The organism is Fictibacillus arsenicus (assembly GCF_001999465.1).
Classification (GTDB): Bacteria; Bacillota; Bacilli; order Bacillales; family Fictibacillaceae; genus Fictibacillus; species Fictibacillus arsenicus.
Genome location: NZ_MQMF01000004.1, coordinates 1 through 14,410, shown reverse-complemented (window position 1 = coordinate 14,410; position 14,410 = coordinate 1). Strand labels below are relative to the sequence as shown.

17 protein-coding genes are annotated in these 14,410 nt (G+C 40.1%); 11 read left to right on the top strand and 6 right to left on the bottom strand.

The features are described 5' to 3' along the window. Positions 1-109: 109 nt before the first annotated feature. Entirely contained in the window at positions 110-1,396 is a 1,287-nt protein-coding gene (locus tag UN64_RS16280) for a glutamate-1-semialdehyde 2,1-aminomutase (protein ID WP_077364708.1), read from the bottom strand. A 277-nt stretch (positions 1,397-1,673) separates the two neighbouring features. Between UN64_RS16280 and UN64_RS16275 the strand changes: the two genes are divergently transcribed. From UN64_RS16275 to UN64_RS16265, 3 genes are read left to right on the top strand one after another with little or no spacing between them, the layout of a single operon-like run. Further along, on the top strand, positions 1,674-2,690 hold the full coding sequence (locus tag UN64_RS16275; protein ID WP_077364706.1) for an ABC transporter ATP-binding protein: 1,017 nt from the start codon (positions 1,674-1,676) through the stop codon (positions 2,688-2,690). Continuing rightward, positions 2,683-3,474: an ABC transporter permease gene (locus UN64_RS16270; protein ID WP_077364704.1), complete on the top strand. Its 792-nt coding sequence runs from the start codon at positions 2,683-2,685 to the stop codon at positions 3,472-3,474. Before UN64_RS16275 ends, UN64_RS16270 begins: the two co-directional genes overlap by 8 nt. 6 nt (positions 3,475-3,480) lie before the next feature. After that, positions 3,481-4,266 carry an ABC transporter permease gene (locus tag UN64_RS16265; protein WP_077364702.1) on the top strand — a complete coding sequence of 262 codons (786 nt, stop codon included), beginning with the start codon at positions 3,481-3,483 and terminating at the stop codon, positions 4,264-4,266. A gap of 39 nt (positions 4,267-4,305) precedes the next feature. On the opposite strand, the gene UN64_RS16260 is transcribed toward UN64_RS16265, so the two are convergent. The 3 genes from UN64_RS16260 to UN64_RS16250 are packed head-to-tail and all read right to left on the bottom strand — an operon-like array spanning position 4,306 to position 7,205. Beyond that, positions 4,306-5,226: an ABC transporter permease gene (locus UN64_RS16260; RefSeq protein WP_077364700.1), complete on the bottom strand. Its 921-nt coding sequence runs from the start codon at positions 5,224-5,226 to the stop codon at positions 4,306-4,308. Then, positions 5,216-6,142 carry an ABC transporter permease subunit gene (locus tag UN64_RS16255; protein WP_077364698.1) on the bottom strand — a complete coding sequence of 309 codons (927 nt, stop codon included), beginning with the start codon at positions 6,140-6,142 and terminating at the stop codon, positions 5,216-5,218. Before UN64_RS16255 ends, UN64_RS16260 begins: the two co-directional genes overlap by 11 nt. Positions 6,143-6,158: 16 nt before the next feature. Then, positions 6,159-7,205, bottom strand: a complete 1,047-nt coding sequence (locus UN64_RS16250; protein WP_171978948.1) for an ArsR/SmtB family transcription factor — start codon at positions 7,203-7,205, stop codon at positions 6,159-6,161. Between the two features lie 238 nt (positions 7,206-7,443). Between UN64_RS16250 and UN64_RS16245 the strand changes: the two genes are divergently transcribed. From UN64_RS16245 to bcp, 3 genes are all read left to right on the top strand, one after another. Continuing rightward, entirely contained in the window at positions 7,444-7,986 is a 543-nt protein-coding gene (locus UN64_RS16245; protein ID WP_077365177.1) for an NADPH-dependent FMN reductase, read from the top strand. Positions 7,987-8,300: 314 nt separating this feature from the next. Beyond that, on the top strand, positions 8,301-8,717 hold the full coding sequence (locus UN64_RS16240) for a potassium channel family protein (RefSeq protein WP_077364694.1): 417 nt from the start codon (positions 8,301-8,303) through the stop codon (positions 8,715-8,717). A 66-nt stretch (positions 8,718-8,783) separates the two neighbouring features. Then, on the top strand, positions 8,784-9,254 hold the full coding sequence (gene bcp, locus UN64_RS16235) for a thioredoxin-dependent thiol peroxidase (protein WP_077364692.1): 471 nt from the start codon (positions 8,784-8,786) through the stop codon (positions 9,252-9,254). 29 nt (positions 9,255-9,283) lie between these two features. On the opposite strand, the gene UN64_RS16230 is transcribed toward bcp, so the two are convergent. Further along, positions 9,284-9,463, bottom strand: a complete 180-nt coding sequence (locus tag UN64_RS16230; protein WP_066286244.1) for an H-type small acid-soluble spore protein — start codon at positions 9,461-9,463, stop codon at positions 9,284-9,286. A gap of 145 nt (positions 9,464-9,608) precedes the next feature. Here UN64_RS16230 and UN64_RS16225 point away from each other — a divergent pair, with 145 nt between their 5' ends. The 4 genes from UN64_RS16225 (at position 9,609) to perR (ending at position 12,846) form a co-directional block, all read left to right on the top strand. Next, a complete protein-coding gene (locus UN64_RS16225; protein WP_077364690.1) occupies positions 9,609-10,718 on the top strand; it encodes an aminopeptidase in 1,110 nt (369 codons plus the stop codon). 87 nt (positions 10,719-10,805) lie between these two features. After that, positions 10,806-11,756: a D-2-hydroxyacid dehydrogenase gene (locus UN64_RS16220; protein WP_077364688.1), complete on the top strand. Its 951-nt coding sequence runs from the start codon at positions 10,806-10,808 to the stop codon at positions 11,754-11,756. A 1-nt stretch (position 11,757) separates the two neighbouring features. After that, positions 11,758-12,300, top strand: a complete 543-nt coding sequence (locus tag UN64_RS16215; RefSeq protein ID WP_077364686.1) for a cob(I)yrinic acid a,c-diamide adenosyltransferase — start codon at positions 11,758-11,760, stop codon at positions 12,298-12,300. Between the two features lie 114 nt (positions 12,301-12,414). Then, positions 12,415-12,846 (top strand): peroxide-responsive transcriptional repressor PerR, encoded by a 432-nt coding sequence (perR, locus tag UN64_RS16210; RefSeq protein WP_077364684.1) that lies wholly within the window; start codon positions 12,415-12,417, stop codon positions 12,844-12,846. A 36-nt stretch (positions 12,847-12,882) separates the two neighbouring features. On the opposite strand, the gene UN64_RS16205 is transcribed toward perR, so the two are convergent. Further along, positions 12,883-13,248, bottom strand: a complete 366-nt coding sequence (locus UN64_RS16205) for a YgzB family protein (protein ID WP_077364682.1) — start codon at positions 13,246-13,248, stop codon at positions 12,883-12,885. Positions 13,249-13,367: 119 nt separating this feature from the next. Between UN64_RS16205 and UN64_RS16200 the strand changes: the two genes are divergently transcribed. After that, on the top strand, positions 13,368-14,234 hold the full coding sequence (locus UN64_RS16200; protein WP_077364680.1) for a nucleotidyltransferase-like protein: 867 nt from the start codon (positions 13,368-13,370) through the stop codon (positions 14,232-14,234). The last annotated feature ends 176 nt before the right edge of the window (positions 14,235-14,410 follow it).

Sequence of the window (14,410 nt, the reverse complement as noted above, 5' to 3'; positions counted from 1 at the left end):
ATTACAGACTTACATACCGTATGAAAAGGTGCCGGTATTTATTACTTGTTTTCCCCTAAAACAAAAAAAGAATCCGTGCTGAGACGGATTCTTCATACTACTAAAATTATTAAAGTCTGCTGAATGCTTTTCCAGCTGCTTCAATCGTTGCGATAACGTCATCTTCCGTATGAGCAGTCGTTAAGAACATCGCTTCATACTTGGAAGGAGCAAGGTTGACGCCTTCGTTAAGCATCTGTTTAAAATATCTTCCGAATATTTCTCCATCTGTTGCTTCAGCTTGCTCATAATTAACGATTTTTTCATCTGTAAAATAAAGAGTTAATGCACCTTTCAAGCGGTTGATGCTTACGGAAACGCTATGTTTCGCAGCTTGTTCCATCAATCCTTTTTCAAGAATTGCACCTAAACGATCCATCTCCTCATATACACCTTCTTGCTGCAGTACTTCCAAGCAGGCAATTCCTGCTGAAATGGAAGCAGGATTTCCAGCCATCGTTCCTGCTTGATACGCAGGTCCGAGCGGTGCTACTTTTTCCATGATCTCTTTTTTGCCGCCGTATGCACCGATTGGAAGTCCGCCGCCGATAATTTTACCGAGTGCTGTCATGTCTGGTTTAACTCCAAGTAAATCCTGAGCACCTCCATACATAAAACGGAAGGCAGTTATAACTTCATCGTAAATTACGAGAGCGCCATGCTCGTGAGTAATGTCATTAACAGCTTGTAAAAATCCTTCTTTCGGCTCAACGATTCCGAAATTCCCAACGATTGGTTCTACAAGGACAGCCGCAATCTGGTCGCCCCATTTGTCCATGGCAGCACGGTAAGCATCAACATCGTTAAATGGAACCGTGATCACTTCTTTTGCGATACTTTTCGGAACACCTGCAGAATCTGGGGTACCAAGTGTGGACGGACCAGAGCCGGCAGCAACAAGGACTAAATCTGAATGACCGTGGTAGCAGCCTGCGAATTTAATGATCTTATCGCGGCCGGTATAAGCACGGGCAACACGGATCGTCGTCATAACAGCTTCAGTTCCAGAGTTTACAAAGCGGACTTTGTCCATTGCTGGCATGGCTTCTTTCAGCATTTTTGCAAATTTAACTTCAAGTGCAGTAGGTGTCCCATAAAGAACGCCGTTTTCAGCAGCCTTAACGATAGCTTTTGTTATATGCGGGTGAGCATGTCCAGTAATAATAGGTCCATAAGCAGCTAAGTAATCGATGTAGCGATTGCCGTCCTCATCCCAAAAATAAGCACCTTCAGCGCGTTCCATGAAAACCGGCGCACCGCCTCCAACTGCTTTAAATGAACGAGAAGGGCTGTTTACACCGCCGACAATATGTAAGAGAGCTTCATCATAAAGAGCTTCAGATCGAGAGTGATTCATATCTATAATTCCTCCTAATAGACTAATAAACCTTGAGTACAACTAGTATTGTAGCATGAAAAGCTTGTGGAGACAGGACTGGAAAACTGTACCGTACGTTCTCAACTATTTGAGTTTTAGAAGAAGGATAGGATAAACTATCCTAGTGTGAATTTCTCTAAAGGAAATTCTAAATTTTGCTTTGCAAAATTATGGGCATTGTTTATCATTTATTCATTCTTTTTATCTTTTATTAAGGCTTATCATCAAGTTTTATTTATTTTGGAGGCTTCATTATATGGAGAATATTATAGATGTTCAGAATTTGAAGAAAGAGTTTAAGTCCTATTCGAGCCGGCAAGGTTTGAAGGGGGCGTTTCGTGATCTTTTTACACGAAACTACACGATAAAAACAGCAGTTGATGATATTTCTTTTTCTATTAAAAGAGGAGAGATGGTCGGATATATTGGTGAAAACGGAGCAGGTAAGTCTACTTCAATAAAAATGCTTACAGGCATCTTAACACCGACTGACGGTAAGATTGTTGTAAATGGCATGAATCCGCATAAAGAGCGGGAGAAATTCGTTAAGACAATTGGGGTTGTATTCGGCCAGCGTTCACAGCTTTGGTGGGATATCGCGGTTCAGGAATCGTTCAGGCTGTTAAAGAAAATCTACAATGTGCCTGATCAGCAATATGAAGAGCATATGAAAGATGTGATCGAAACGCTCGATATCGGACCGCTTCTTGATAAGCCAGTTCGAAAGCTGTCACTCGGACAAAGAATGCGCTGTGAATTGGCAGCAGCTCTTATTCACAATCCGCCGCTGCTGTTTTTAGATGAGCCGACAATCGGTCTCGATGTACTTGTAAAACTAAAGATTCGTGAGTTCTTAAAGCGAATCAACGAAAAGTATGGAACGACGATTCTTTTAACGACACATGACCTCTCAGATATCGAAGCTCTTTGTGAGCGGGTAGTTATGCTCGATGAAGGAAAGATCATTTATGATGGTCCCTTAAAAGAACTTCGTGAAAACTGGGCAGAAGGAAAACAGATTCAGTTCCAGTTTAGTGAAAAGGCAACCTTGGAAGAATTGCAGAACTTAACAAAAGATCACCTCGTGGTTTGGGAACAAGGGGAAAGCGACCTTATCTGGATCGCTTCTGTCGATAGTGATGAAACGGTAATATCAGGAGTTATCGGGAAGGTTACGGCTGTAAAAAAGATTGCAGATTTAAAGATCCTTGAGATCTCGACTGAAGAAATCATCCGTAACATCTATGTAGAAGGTGCTGTTCGCCATGGGTAAGTATATAGAAATGATCCGCATCCGCTTTTTAATGATGCTGGCTTATCGAACAAACTATTACAGCGGAATTTTAATCTACAGCATCAACATCGGTGCTTATTACTTTTTGTGGAGCGCGATTTATGGCGGGAAAGAAAACATTCAGGGTCTGTCGATCACACAGATGACCACTTATATTGCAGTAGCTTGGATGGCTAGAGCCTTTTATTTTAATAACATCGACCGTGAGATTGCGATGGAAATTAAAGAAGGGAAAGTAGCGATTGAGATGGTTCGTCCCTATCCTTATTTAAATATGAAGATGATGCAGGGACTAGGGGAAGGGATCTTCAGATTACTGTTCTTTTCGGTTCCAGGCATGGTTATCGTGGCACTCGTTTTCCCAGTTGAGCTGTCAGCGAACGCTGGGACTTGGATTTACTTCTTTATATCGATCGGATTCAGCTTCATTATTAACACACAAATCAATCTGCTTGCCGGCATTGCAACGTTCTTCTTATTTAATAACGACGGACTGATTCGAGCAAAGCGTGTTGTGATCGATCTTTTCTCAGGGCTGATCCTGCCGCTTAGTTTTTATCCGATGTGGGCGCAGAATATTATGAGCTATCTTCCGTTTCAAGGGATCAGTTACATTCCGAGCATGATTTTTACTGAAGGGTTTAAAGGCTCTCAAGTATTTGAAGCTTTAATCAATCAGGCGGTATGGTCAGCTATATTAATTATTCCTGTGTATGTGCTCTGGATTTTAGCAAAGCGCCAGCTTGTGGTTCAAGGGGGATAGAAGCGGATGGAATATTTATCGATCTTTTTTCAATATGCAGGACAATATTTAAAAACTAGGCTAACTTATCGAGCAGATATGGTCGTAGAGATTTTTTCTGATTTTCTTTTTCAGGCGGTTAACCTCGTGTTTATCCTTGTTGTCTTCGGACATACGACACTGCTAGCAGGGTGGAGCAAGGATGAGATGATCTTTATCTATGGATTCTTCCTTGTGCCGTTTGCGATTTTTTCTTCCTTCTTTAATATATGGGATTTTACAGACCGTTATATTGTAAAAGGAGAGATGGACCGTATTCTGACGAGACCTGTTCACAGTCTGTTTCAGATCGTACTGGAGCGGATGGAACTTGAATCATTATTCGGTGCAGTGACAGGATTGATCGTTATGTTTTATGCAGGTGGCAAGCTGGGTCTTGAGATCAGCTGGTATGATCCGTTCATCTTCCTGCTTCTTGTCATAGGGGGAGCACTGGTATATGCAGGTATCTTTATCAGCCTTGCGACGATCGGATTTTGGTCCGATTCGCGTACAGATATCATGCCAATGATGTATAACATCGGCAACTATGGACGATATCCGGTTGATATTTATAATAAAATCATTAAATACGTGCTGACGTGGATTCTGCCTTTTGCGTTTGTTGGGGTATATCCTGCCTCTTACTTTTTAGAAAGAAAAGAGTGGTATACGTATGCCTTCTTAACACCAGTTGTCGGACTCGTATTCTTTATGATCGCCGTAACTTTGTGGAATGTTGGTGTTACAAAATACCGCGGTGCAGGAAACTAAAGAAAACCGTTCTCCCGAAAAAAGGAGAGCGGTTTTTGTTTAATAAAGAGTCCGTTTATCAAAGCTTTTCTCAAGACTTTTCGTCATAACGTTCACACACAAAATCAAAACGGTATACGCAGCTACCGGAATCATGACAACAAAAGGCTCAAGCATTAATTCCCGGTGATACATGCTGATCAGCCCTGTCCATTCGTTCGAAACAGTCGCAAAGTTATTAAACTGGTCATGCACCTGACCAGAAGTGATCTTAACCCCTCCTATAAATAGATGATAGATAGCTAAGTGAAGCATTAAAGTTAGCACTTGTGAGAATTGCCTGCCTGCAAGAACAAATAGACGTGGCCATAAATGCGGAAGAATATGACGTGCCGTAATTTGCAATGGGGAAGCTCCCATGTGTTTTGCGCAAGTCACATATTCATTTTGAGATAGTGAGTCAGCTGTTTCTGCAATTATTTTTCCTAATGGAAAAATCCCAACTGCAACAAGAACAAACAACTGAATGAGCAACGTTTCTGTATAACTGAAAACAGATTGAGTTCTAAGCTCATAAAAAAGGAGCGGAGATAAAACAAACAATACAATTAGTGATTGAGGTACGAATTGAAAGCCCTGCAGTAAGCCGCTCACCCAGCTTTTTTTAAACAAACGTTTAAAAACAAGTCCTCCTATAAATGAAAGCAGCATTCTTGCAAGTGTAATAACAAAAGCGAAAAAGATCGTATATTTTGCCCCATCCACGATTACATAAAATAAATCTTTGCCATTTCTGTCGGTACCGAACCAATGCTCTTCAGATGGACTGAACGGCGGGATTTTCAATGACTTTTGATCGAAATTATACTTGAATTGCTGGACAGAAGGTTCGGTCATAAAAAGGGGTACCGTTATACTTAATAATAGAATGATCGCCAGCAAAATTGTTCCTGAATAAAAAGCGTTTAACTTATGCAGCATTTGAAATCCTCTCTTTCTTAATAAACAATTTTATCCCTTTTACCGCTGCAAACAGTGGAAATGCGATAAGCATCAGCAGCACAGCCCTCGTTGCAGCTGGCTGTTCACTAAGCAAAATTTGTATAATCCCATTCAAATTAAAGAGATATTCCAGGATGATCATCTGACTAAAAAGCAGGAGCATGATAAACGGAAGATGTATAGACAGTTCGGAAATTGTATTCTTTATAAGGTGATGAAAGACGATATGTGAATTTGAAAGTCCTTTTGAACGTGCAAAGGTAATGTAGTCTTTTTCTATTTCTGTCTGGGATAAGACAAGTTGAAGCCGGAATAAATAAATAGCCGGTACAATGCTCAATGTTATAACGGGCAGCAAAATGGAGGGTTCTCTGCTTGATGTAAAAGGATTTGCTGCGAGAAAACCCGTCTTTTTATAGATCCATACAACAGCAAGCTGAATACAAAATACAAAAAATAAATCAGGTAATGCTTCAAGAAACTCGCTAATACGTAATGCTGCTCTCTTATATGAAGGAGGAAGAAGTTCAGCACACCAGCCCAGCATAACTGCAAGTATGATCACAGCTGCAAAGCTAATAAGCAGCAAGAATAAAGTGTAAATCACAATATCCCAAACCTCAGGAAACAAAGGGATCTCATAGATCTCATTAACGAATTCGTAGGAAAGGTTCACGGGCATAGGCTCTAAGATCATGTTTTGAGAATGGATATATAGTGTAAGAGAGTCTGGGTTTAAGAGATTTTTAAGTGTCCCTGCTACTGACTCCCCGTATCTTAAAAGACTGAATTCAATACCATCATCACCAGCGAGAAAGGATGGAACAGCAGCAATAAGGATAATGCTAGAGCATAGTAAAAATAATTGTTGAAGATTTAAAATTACTTTTCTCATGTGAGGGCTCTCCTTTTTAAGTTAAATCAGGCATGAAGATATACTCATCTAGGACTGGCTGCTGCATGAACTGTGTAACTTCTGTTCTTAAAGATTCCAAGCGGTCACGCTTTCCGGTATAAAATACGTAATATCCTTTTCTTTGAGTTTCCGCTAAGCCGCAAGAGAGTAATAGTTTTAAATGACTTGATACAGTTGCTTCGGTTAGTCCGAATTTGTATGCAAGCTGTTTCGTGCTGTATGGGTGATGAAGAAGATCTTGCAAGATCTTCAAACGTGTTGGTTCACTGAGTGCTTTTAACAGTGAGATTAAATCCTCAGGAGGCTCCTGGTCTTTTTCTGAATCAGGAACCGCCACATGAAGAGCAATTGCAACCCGGTCTTCGTTGCAGCAAAGCATTACGTGAGGTGTTGCGTAAGTAGACGGCTGGATGACGAGTCTAGGAAACTCTTCAAAGGAAAAGGTGTACACATCATTCTTTTTTATCTTTATATTTTCGGACGTAACCGTTACATCGGGATGAATGCTGTTTAATGTTTCTATCTTTGAGGACATGAGTTCTTTCTTAAAATTGTCAGATGCCCTTGCAATCCAAGGCGTTATCCGGAAGAGCTCCTCGGCAAACAGATGACGGTTGAAATCATAGAAGAAATCACAAAACCTGCTTTTCCAGCTGGCTGTTCTTAGTAGAATATCTTTTTCAATAGAGTGGAGGGGGACAGTTGCCGGATTGTTCTTCCACTTCAGCAAGCTATCTGTTCCATATCTCTCTCCAAGCAATAGATAAGCAAAAGTTAAGTCGGGAACTCTTGCTAACTTTTCAATTCCTTCTTCTACTGTTTCCTCGTTGAATTGAAATTCGTTTCGGATGTTTACAAAATACATCCAGTCATAAAAATGCGGGCCCCATTCCTTTATAAGCAGCGCGAGATCTTGAGGGATTTTGTTTACTGCTCTTTCTGCCCAAGCTTTTCTGTAAGGATGGTGTGATGGGTTTTGAATAACGTGAAGACTGATCATCATTTCGTTAAAAGGTGAAAAATCAACAGATACGTGCATCATTTCTAACTTCCTCTCCGGTTTCATTTGATTAGGTATATATCTAATTAGTTTTTATGAATTCCAAAATTACAAATAATTTACAACTCGTTATCAGGAATGTCAATCATTATTTTTAAAAAAATCTGACTAAAGTCGTGATTTTATACTTTTGAATTTGTTTCTCTTATCAAAGGAGATAAAAGTCTAGTAATATATGAAGGTACAACTTTTGAACATCGCAGAAATGGGGGATAAATATATGAAAATCATGGTTATAGCAGGGAGTCCAAAAGCAGAGTCCAGAACGCGGGGTATTGCTCAATATGCAGCTGAAGAGCTGAGAAAGTTGAACGTTGAAGTATTATATTTCGATGTGGGAATTGACCAGCTTCCATTGTTTAAGGGTGACGCAGCGTCTGCTGAAAATGAAACAGTAAAAAAACTTGCGGAATATGCTGAGGAAGCCGATGGATTCTTCGTAACAAGTCCTGAGTACCACAGCGGTATGAGCGGGGCTTTAAAAAATGCACTAGACTTCTTAGGCGGTAAGTATTTTAAAAATAAACCTTCAGCAATAGCAGTTGCAGCTGGTGGCGGAAAAGGCGGAATTAATGCGCTGGCAAACCTTCGTACCGTATTGCGTGGGATCTACAGCTTAGTTATTCCAGATCAATATGTAGCTGATCCAGTTAACTTCGACGAAGGAAACGTATTAGTTGATGAGCTGGCACAGACGCGTGTGCGTGAATTGGCAACTCAGCTGAAGGAATTAACAGAGCTTGTCTCTGCGAATAAAGCATAAAGATTGTTATCGGAAGTTATTTTATATACTTCTTTGAATAGTTGATTGGAGCGGAAGGTGCGAGACTCCTGCGGGATCAGCGGGACAGGTGAGACCCCGCCAGCGCGAAGCGATAGGGAGGCTCACCGCCCGCCCCGCGGAAAGCGAGCCACCTGGAGTGGAAATCAACGTATCCCAATAGCAACAAAGATTACCAAGAGAGCCAAATGAAAAAGACAGCTTGCAAAAATGCGAGCTGTCTTTTTTCTCTAGATCTATATAAAGGCTGTCCTATTCACATTAAAATTCTCATAAGATAAATTGAGGTGGAAAGAATGGGACATGGCGTATTAGTCATTTTATTAATAGCCAGTGCTGCGATCATTATGCGCAGTATTTGGATGCTGTTTAAACATCCTGGTATAAAAGAGCATCTTATGCCAGCCAGTCATCTGCTGGTTTTATTCATTGTGTATGGAACGATTATTTCGGGTTTCGGTATGATATACGCATTATTGTCTATAATGGGTTATCCAGTAATAAAACTGGAGCTGGAACAAAGCGACTTCTTCTATTTTATTGAAGCCTGCATTTATTTCAGCAGTACTACGATTCTTTCAGTTGGGTACGGGGATATTGTTCCGGTAGGTGCAGGAAGATGGATCGCAGCACTTCAGGCATTGATCGGCTATTTGCTGCCGATCGCATTTGTTCTCTCATCTGTTATCCACCATAATCGAACAGCAAAATAGTTGTTGAAGAAGCGGCGTTTAGGCTACCCTTACTATAGTAAGATTTATTTTAAGGAGGCTTAATCAATGACTGCAGAAACAGGAACAAAAGCACCTGATTTTAAATTGCCTGCAAGCAATGGGGATGAAGTTCAGCTTTCTGATTTTAAGGGTAAGAATGTGGTTTTATATTTCTATCCGAAAGACATGACACCAGGCTGTACTACACAGGCTTGTGACTTTAGAGATATGCATGGTGATTTCGAGGAACAGAATACTGTTATTATTGGAGTCAGTCCAGATCCTCTCGCACGTCACGATAAATTCATCGAGAAGCACGGTCTGCCATTTTTGCTGGTTGCAGATGAGGATCATAAGGCTGCAGAGTTATATGATGTCTGGAAGCTGAAGAAGAACTTTGGAAAAGAATACATGGGGATTGAAAGATCAACTTTTATTATTGATAAAGAGGGGATCATTCAAAAGGAATATCGGAAAGTTAAAGTGAAGGATCACGTACGAGATGCGCTAGAATTTATAAAAGAAAATTTATCATAAGAAAAAAGCCCTGAAAATTCGGGGCTTTTTTAACTTTCCTGCAATTCATTTACGGGGATGTTCATCTCGTTATCCGGCTGTTCTCTTGTGTAAGCTCTTGCAGTTTGATTGTTCTCGTCAACAGACTGAAGCCAGACTGGAGTCCCGTTATGTAAAACTTCGATCTCTTTTTCAGATTCAATGATTTGCTGAGCACGTGATACGTTCATCTTTAATCACCTCCACGACATTTATTATGCAGCGGTGCGAGTAATACTATGCTTTCAATTTATAAAAAATAGGCAGGATAGCTTCCCCATGATAAAATATAATTGTGTGAATTTTATAACAGATAAATATATGGGGGTCTACATAATGAGAGATGAACGTTTAACAACGTTAGCAAAAACATTGTTAACGCACTCACTTAAACTTGAAAAAGGTCAAAAAGTACTAATTACTTCTTTTATTGCAGGAAAGCCGCTTGTTAAGGAGCTTGTTAAGGAAACGTATAACATGGGCGCTTATCCGTACGTACAGCTTGTGGACGAAGAGATTTCCCGTGTTTTATTGACTGGTTCTTCTAAGGAACATACTGAACCACAAGTGAAGTGGGATCTTGCAAGAATGGAAGACGTAGATGCCTATATCTCGATTCAATGTAAAAACAATGATTCAGAATTTGCTGAAATTCCAAGTGATATTTTCCAAATGAAAGCCGAGTTGAATAAGCCGGTTCAAAACTTGATCATCAACGATCGTCAGTGGGTGTTGCTGAACTATCCAACAACAGGTCTGGCTCAAATGGCGAAAATGAGCCTGGAGAAATTTACTGATTTCGTGCTTGATGTTTGCAACGTCGACTATAAAGCGATGGCAGAAGCGCAAAAGCCCCTTCATGCATTGATGGAACGTACCGATAAAGTACGCATCACTGGCCCGGGGACAGATTTATCATTCTCTATTAAAGGAATTCCTGCTGTTATGTGTGCAGGTGAAAACAATATTCCTGATGGAGAGGTGTTTACAGCGCCAGTTAAAGACAGCGTGAACGGTAAAATTACGTATAACACGCCTTGTCCTTATCATGGAACAACATTTAATAATGTAAGTTTAACGTTTAAAGACGGAAAAATTGTTGAAGCTACTTCAGACAATACTGAGAAATTGAACGAAATCTTTGATACAGACGAAGGCGCACGGTATGTTGGGGAATTTGCAATCGGAGTAAATCCATTGATCCAGCATCCAATGGGTGACATCTTATTCGACGAAAAGATCGGCGGCAGCATTCACTTTACACCAGGAAGAGCTTATCAAGACGCTTTTAATGGAAACGAATCAGGCATCCACTGGGATATGGTTCTCATTCAGCGTCCCGAGTATGGCGGAGGAGAAATCTACTTCGATGATGTTTTAATCCGTAAAGACGGATTATTCGTTCTGCCTGAATTACAAGGGCTGAATCCAGAAAACCTTAAATAATCGGGTTGAAAAAATGAACATAAATCGCGGGATGCACTGTCCCGCTTTTTCTAATTCATAACTAATAAAAAAAGAAGGTGTTTTTTTATGATACTTTCAAGCGGACGATTAAGAGATGAAATTAAGGAGGAACTTAAAGACCGATTTCCAGATGAGGAGTTTCGTTTTCACAACAAGATGAAAGAAGCTGAAGCGGATCTGGATCAAGCAGAGGTTCTTATTTCTTATGGTGAAGATCTATCAGACGAATTAGTTGCTAAGGCAAAATCGTTAAAATGGATTATGGTTATCTCTGCAGGACTGGATAAGATGCCTTTTAAAGCGCTTCAAGAAAAGGATATCCTCATTACAAACGCCAGAGGCATACATAAGATCCCGATGGCAGAATATACAATTTCGATGATGCTGCAAGTGTCGAGAAAAGTAAAAGAATTAATGGGAAATCAAAAACAGCATAAGTGGGACCGGAAAGTGCCTATGACTGAAATCTCAGGACAAACAATCGGAATATTAGGAACGGGAGCAATCGGATCAGAAGTGGCAAGGCTGGCGAAGGCTTTCCATATGAAGACAATTGGTTATAACAGAAGCGGCGGATCCGTGCATAACTTTGATGCAATCGTTAATCAAGAAGAAATAAACAAGCTGTATGAAGAAAGTGATTTTATTGTGAATGTTCTTCCTTCAACACCTTTAACAAAAGGATTTATTGGGGCTGAGGCTTTTGCCCGGATGAAAACATCTGCTGTATTCATAAACATTGGCCGCGGCACGACAGTTGCTGAAAGTGATTTAATTGAAGCTCTCCGAGACAAGAAAATTCATCATGCCGTTCTGGATGTTTTTGAAAAGGAACCGCTTCCTGAAGAAAATCCGCTATGGGATATGGACAACGTGACCGTAACACCGCATCTCTCTGGTATTTCTCCTCAATATCAGGAAAGAGCCATTGAGATTTTTAGTGATAATCTTAAACTTTATCGAAACAATAAGCTTTCTGAAATGATCAATATCATTCCATATGATCGGGGGTATTAATATGAAGATATACACAAAAACTGGGGATAAAGGAACAACATCTTTAATCTTTGGCGAAAGAGTATCTAAAAATGACATCAGGGTAGAAGCATATGGAACATGTGATGAAGCAAACAGTATGATCGGTCTAGGCATAAGTCAATTACCTGATGAAGATTGGGCAAAGCAAGCTGCAATCATCATGCAAAAAGTTCAAACGGTTCTTTTTCATGTTGGTGCCGAGCTAGCGACACCTTCAGGCAAAGAAGTATCATGGAAGCTGAAAGAAGACGACATTCGTTTTCTTGAGGAAACAATCGATAGTTGGCAGGAAGGGCTAAAACCATTGAAGCAGTTTATACTGCCAGGCGGGTCTCCTTCTGCAAGTGCTCTGCATACAGCCAGAACGATTGCAAGACGTGCTGAGCGGCTGGCCGTAGGAGTGGAAGCTGTAAACCCACTCGTACTATCTTATCTAAACCGGCTTTCAGACTTTTTGTTCGTTGCTGCAAGATATGTAAATGAACAAATGAAGGTAAACGAACCTGTGCTTCACGAAGATTAAACCTAAAAAAGCGAGTGTTACGTATACTTCAATTGACAAAACCTGTGGTTAAGCAGTAGACTAATTATAACGATTATAAAGTAATAATTCTTAAAGAAATGGGGTGCATGACGGATGTCTAGTGCAAAGATCAATGCTGCAATCGACAATTTAAAAGAGGCAGGTGTACGTATTACACCGCAGCGTCATGCTATCTTAGAGCATCTTATCCAATCGATGTCCCATCCAACTGCTGATGAGATCTACAAGGCGCTGGAAGGGAAGTTTCCAAATATGAGTGTCGCTACCGTCTATAACAATCTCCGTGTATTTAAAGAAGCGGGTCTAGTAAAAGAACTGACTTATGGAGATTCATCCAGCCGGTTTGATTGTGTGACAACGGACCACTACCATATCATCTGTGATTCTTGCGGAAAAATTGTAGATTTTCATTATCCAGGCTTAGATGAAGTAGAGAGTCTTGCTGAGTCGGTAACAGGCTTTGAAGTAGGCCGGCACCGGATGGAAATCTACGGCGTCTGCCCGGATTGCAAAAGAAAACATTAAATGAAAAAAGCTGACTTCCTTAACGGAATGTCAGCTTTATCTATTTTCTTTACGCATTTGGCGTTTAGAATTATACTTCTCATCAAAATCTTTGCCTTCAAGACCTTTATCCATCGTAAGCGGCTGATTACAGGACATACATGCATCAACACGGCCGAGGACTTTTGTGACTTTTCCACAATTCGGACAGACAACTTGTACTGCCTGAGTAGAGATCATTCCTATCCAAAAGTAAACACCAGCACTAGCGATTGTTGCAATAAACCCAATAACCATAAAAATAGACATAACGACAAAACTTGTCTTGAAAAACAGGCCTGCATACATGATGATAATACCTATAAACACGAGGCTTAAGGCAAACGTACGTATTTTATTAATTTTGCTCGTATACTTTATCATACCTGTCCCTCCTACGTTCATTAGTATAACATATGAACTCTGAAGAAAAGAAAAAGGATTTCTTTATTTGATGTTGAAGATAACACACAGGATTTTGTTAAAATGGGAGATGACCTTTAATGGACGATATTTTACGCCCCCTTTATCAGGAAAGAGCCAGCAACGAAAACACGTTAGGTGTTTTGGATGTTGAAAAGACAAAAGCATTTAGCCCAGGTACTGACCACTTTGACAGTATTCTTCTTATTATAGTAAAAGAATCTGATCAGCCGTGGATGATTAAACATTACGAGTTCCAATCTGGTTCAGCAGCCTTGCATGTTGTAACAGAAGAGCTATTGAATTCATGGCTCATGCTTGGTACTAATAAAAGAGCGGTTGACTGGGTAATGAACGGAAAAGTCCTTTTTAATCGAAACGAATACATAACGAGGCTAAGGGACAGGCTTCATGAATTTCCGGCAGAGGAGCGGACACATAAGATTGGACTCGAGTTCGCTAAACTTTTAAGACGATACAATGATGGGAAGGAATTATTCCACTCTGGACAATATCTTGATGCTTTTAATAACATCATGCATGCTCTTCATCATTTAGCACGTCTGTCTGTTATTGAGCATGGTTATTATCCGGAGGTAACTGTTTGGAACCAAGTGAAGATGATCCAGCCTGAGATATTCAAGCTTTATGAAGAGCTTGTAACAGGTGAGGAATCGATTGATAAAAGAATCGAACTTCTCCTGCTTGCTTCAGAGTTTTCACTTTCTTCTAAAACAAAACTAGGAGCTAATCATTTACTAAATGTTTTTAAACAAAAAGACGAATGGGCTTACCATGAGTTAATGGAGCATAGTGAAGTACAGGATTATGCTATCGACCTTCCAATGCTTCTTACACACCTAAAAGATAAGGGATATATCAAGACGGTTAAACGGGAAACGAAAAGCAAAAACCTATATCACCGTTATTACGCAATAAAAGAATAAACTTTTTTACAAAAAGGTGTTGACCTGTTTATGAGTATCGTGCTATATTATTTCTTGTCGCTGCGACACACGGAAACAATGTTGCAGTCGGGAAACACGATAAAAAAACAGGTTGACATCTTATTTTTGAGATGTTATCCTAATAAAGTCGCCAAAACGAGCGACAAGCTTTAAAC

What these genes read in the sequence shown, in the direction of transcription:
- UN64_RS16280 (WP_077364708.1), bottom strand. Translation starts at nt 1,396, where the DNA reads ATGAATCACTCTCGATCTGAAGCTCTTTATGATGAAGCTCTCTTACAT.
- UN64_RS16275 (WP_077364706.1), top strand. Translation starts at nt 1,674, where the DNA reads ATGGAGAATATTATAGATGTTCAGAATTTGAAGAAAGAGTTTAAGTCC.
- UN64_RS16270 (WP_077364704.1), top strand. Translation starts at nt 2,683, where the DNA reads ATGGGTAAGTATATAGAAATGATCCGCATCCGCTTTTTAATGATGCTG.
- UN64_RS16265 (WP_077364702.1), top strand. Translation starts at nt 3,481, where the DNA reads ATGGAATATTTATCGATCTTTTTTCAATATGCAGGACAATATTTAAAA.
- UN64_RS16260 (WP_077364700.1), bottom strand. Translation starts at nt 5,226, where the DNA reads ATGCTGCATAAGTTAAACGCTTTTTATTCAGGAACAATTTTGCTGGCG.
- UN64_RS16255 (WP_077364698.1), bottom strand. Translation starts at nt 6,142, where the DNA reads ATGAGAAAAGTAATTTTAAATCTTCAACAATTATTTTTACTATGCTCT.
- UN64_RS16250 (WP_171978948.1), bottom strand. Translation starts at nt 7,205, where the DNA reads ATGATGCACGTATCTGTTGATTTTTCACCTTTTAACGAAATGATGATC.
- UN64_RS16245 (WP_077365177.1), top strand. Translation starts at nt 7,444, where the DNA reads ATGAAAATCATGGTTATAGCAGGGAGTCCAAAAGCAGAGTCCAGAACG.
- UN64_RS16240 (WP_077364694.1), top strand. Translation starts at nt 8,301, where the DNA reads ATGGGACATGGCGTATTAGTCATTTTATTAATAGCCAGTGCTGCGATC.
- bcp (WP_077364692.1), top strand. Translation starts at nt 8,784, where the DNA reads ATGACTGCAGAAACAGGAACAAAAGCACCTGATTTTAAATTGCCTGCA.
- UN64_RS16230 (WP_066286244.1), bottom strand. Translation starts at nt 9,463, where the DNA reads ATGAACGTATCACGTGCTCAGCAAATCATTGAATCTGAAAAAGAGATC.
- UN64_RS16225 (WP_077364690.1), top strand. Translation starts at nt 9,609, where the DNA reads ATGAGAGATGAACGTTTAACAACGTTAGCAAAAACATTGTTAACGCAC.
- UN64_RS16220 (WP_077364688.1), top strand. Translation starts at nt 10,806, where the DNA reads ATGATACTTTCAAGCGGACGATTAAGAGATGAAATTAAGGAGGAACTT.
- UN64_RS16215 (WP_077364686.1), top strand. Translation starts at nt 11,758, where the DNA reads ATGAAGATATACACAAAAACTGGGGATAAAGGAACAACATCTTTAATC.
- perR (WP_077364684.1), top strand. Translation starts at nt 12,415, where the DNA reads ATGTCTAGTGCAAAGATCAATGCTGCAATCGACAATTTAAAAGAGGCA.
- UN64_RS16205 (WP_077364682.1), bottom strand. Translation starts at nt 13,248, where the DNA reads ATGATAAAGTATACGAGCAAAATTAATAAAATACGTACGTTTGCCTTA.
- UN64_RS16200 (WP_077364680.1), top strand. Translation starts at nt 13,368, where the DNA reads ATGGACGATATTTTACGCCCCCTTTATCAGGAAAGAGCCAGCAACGAA.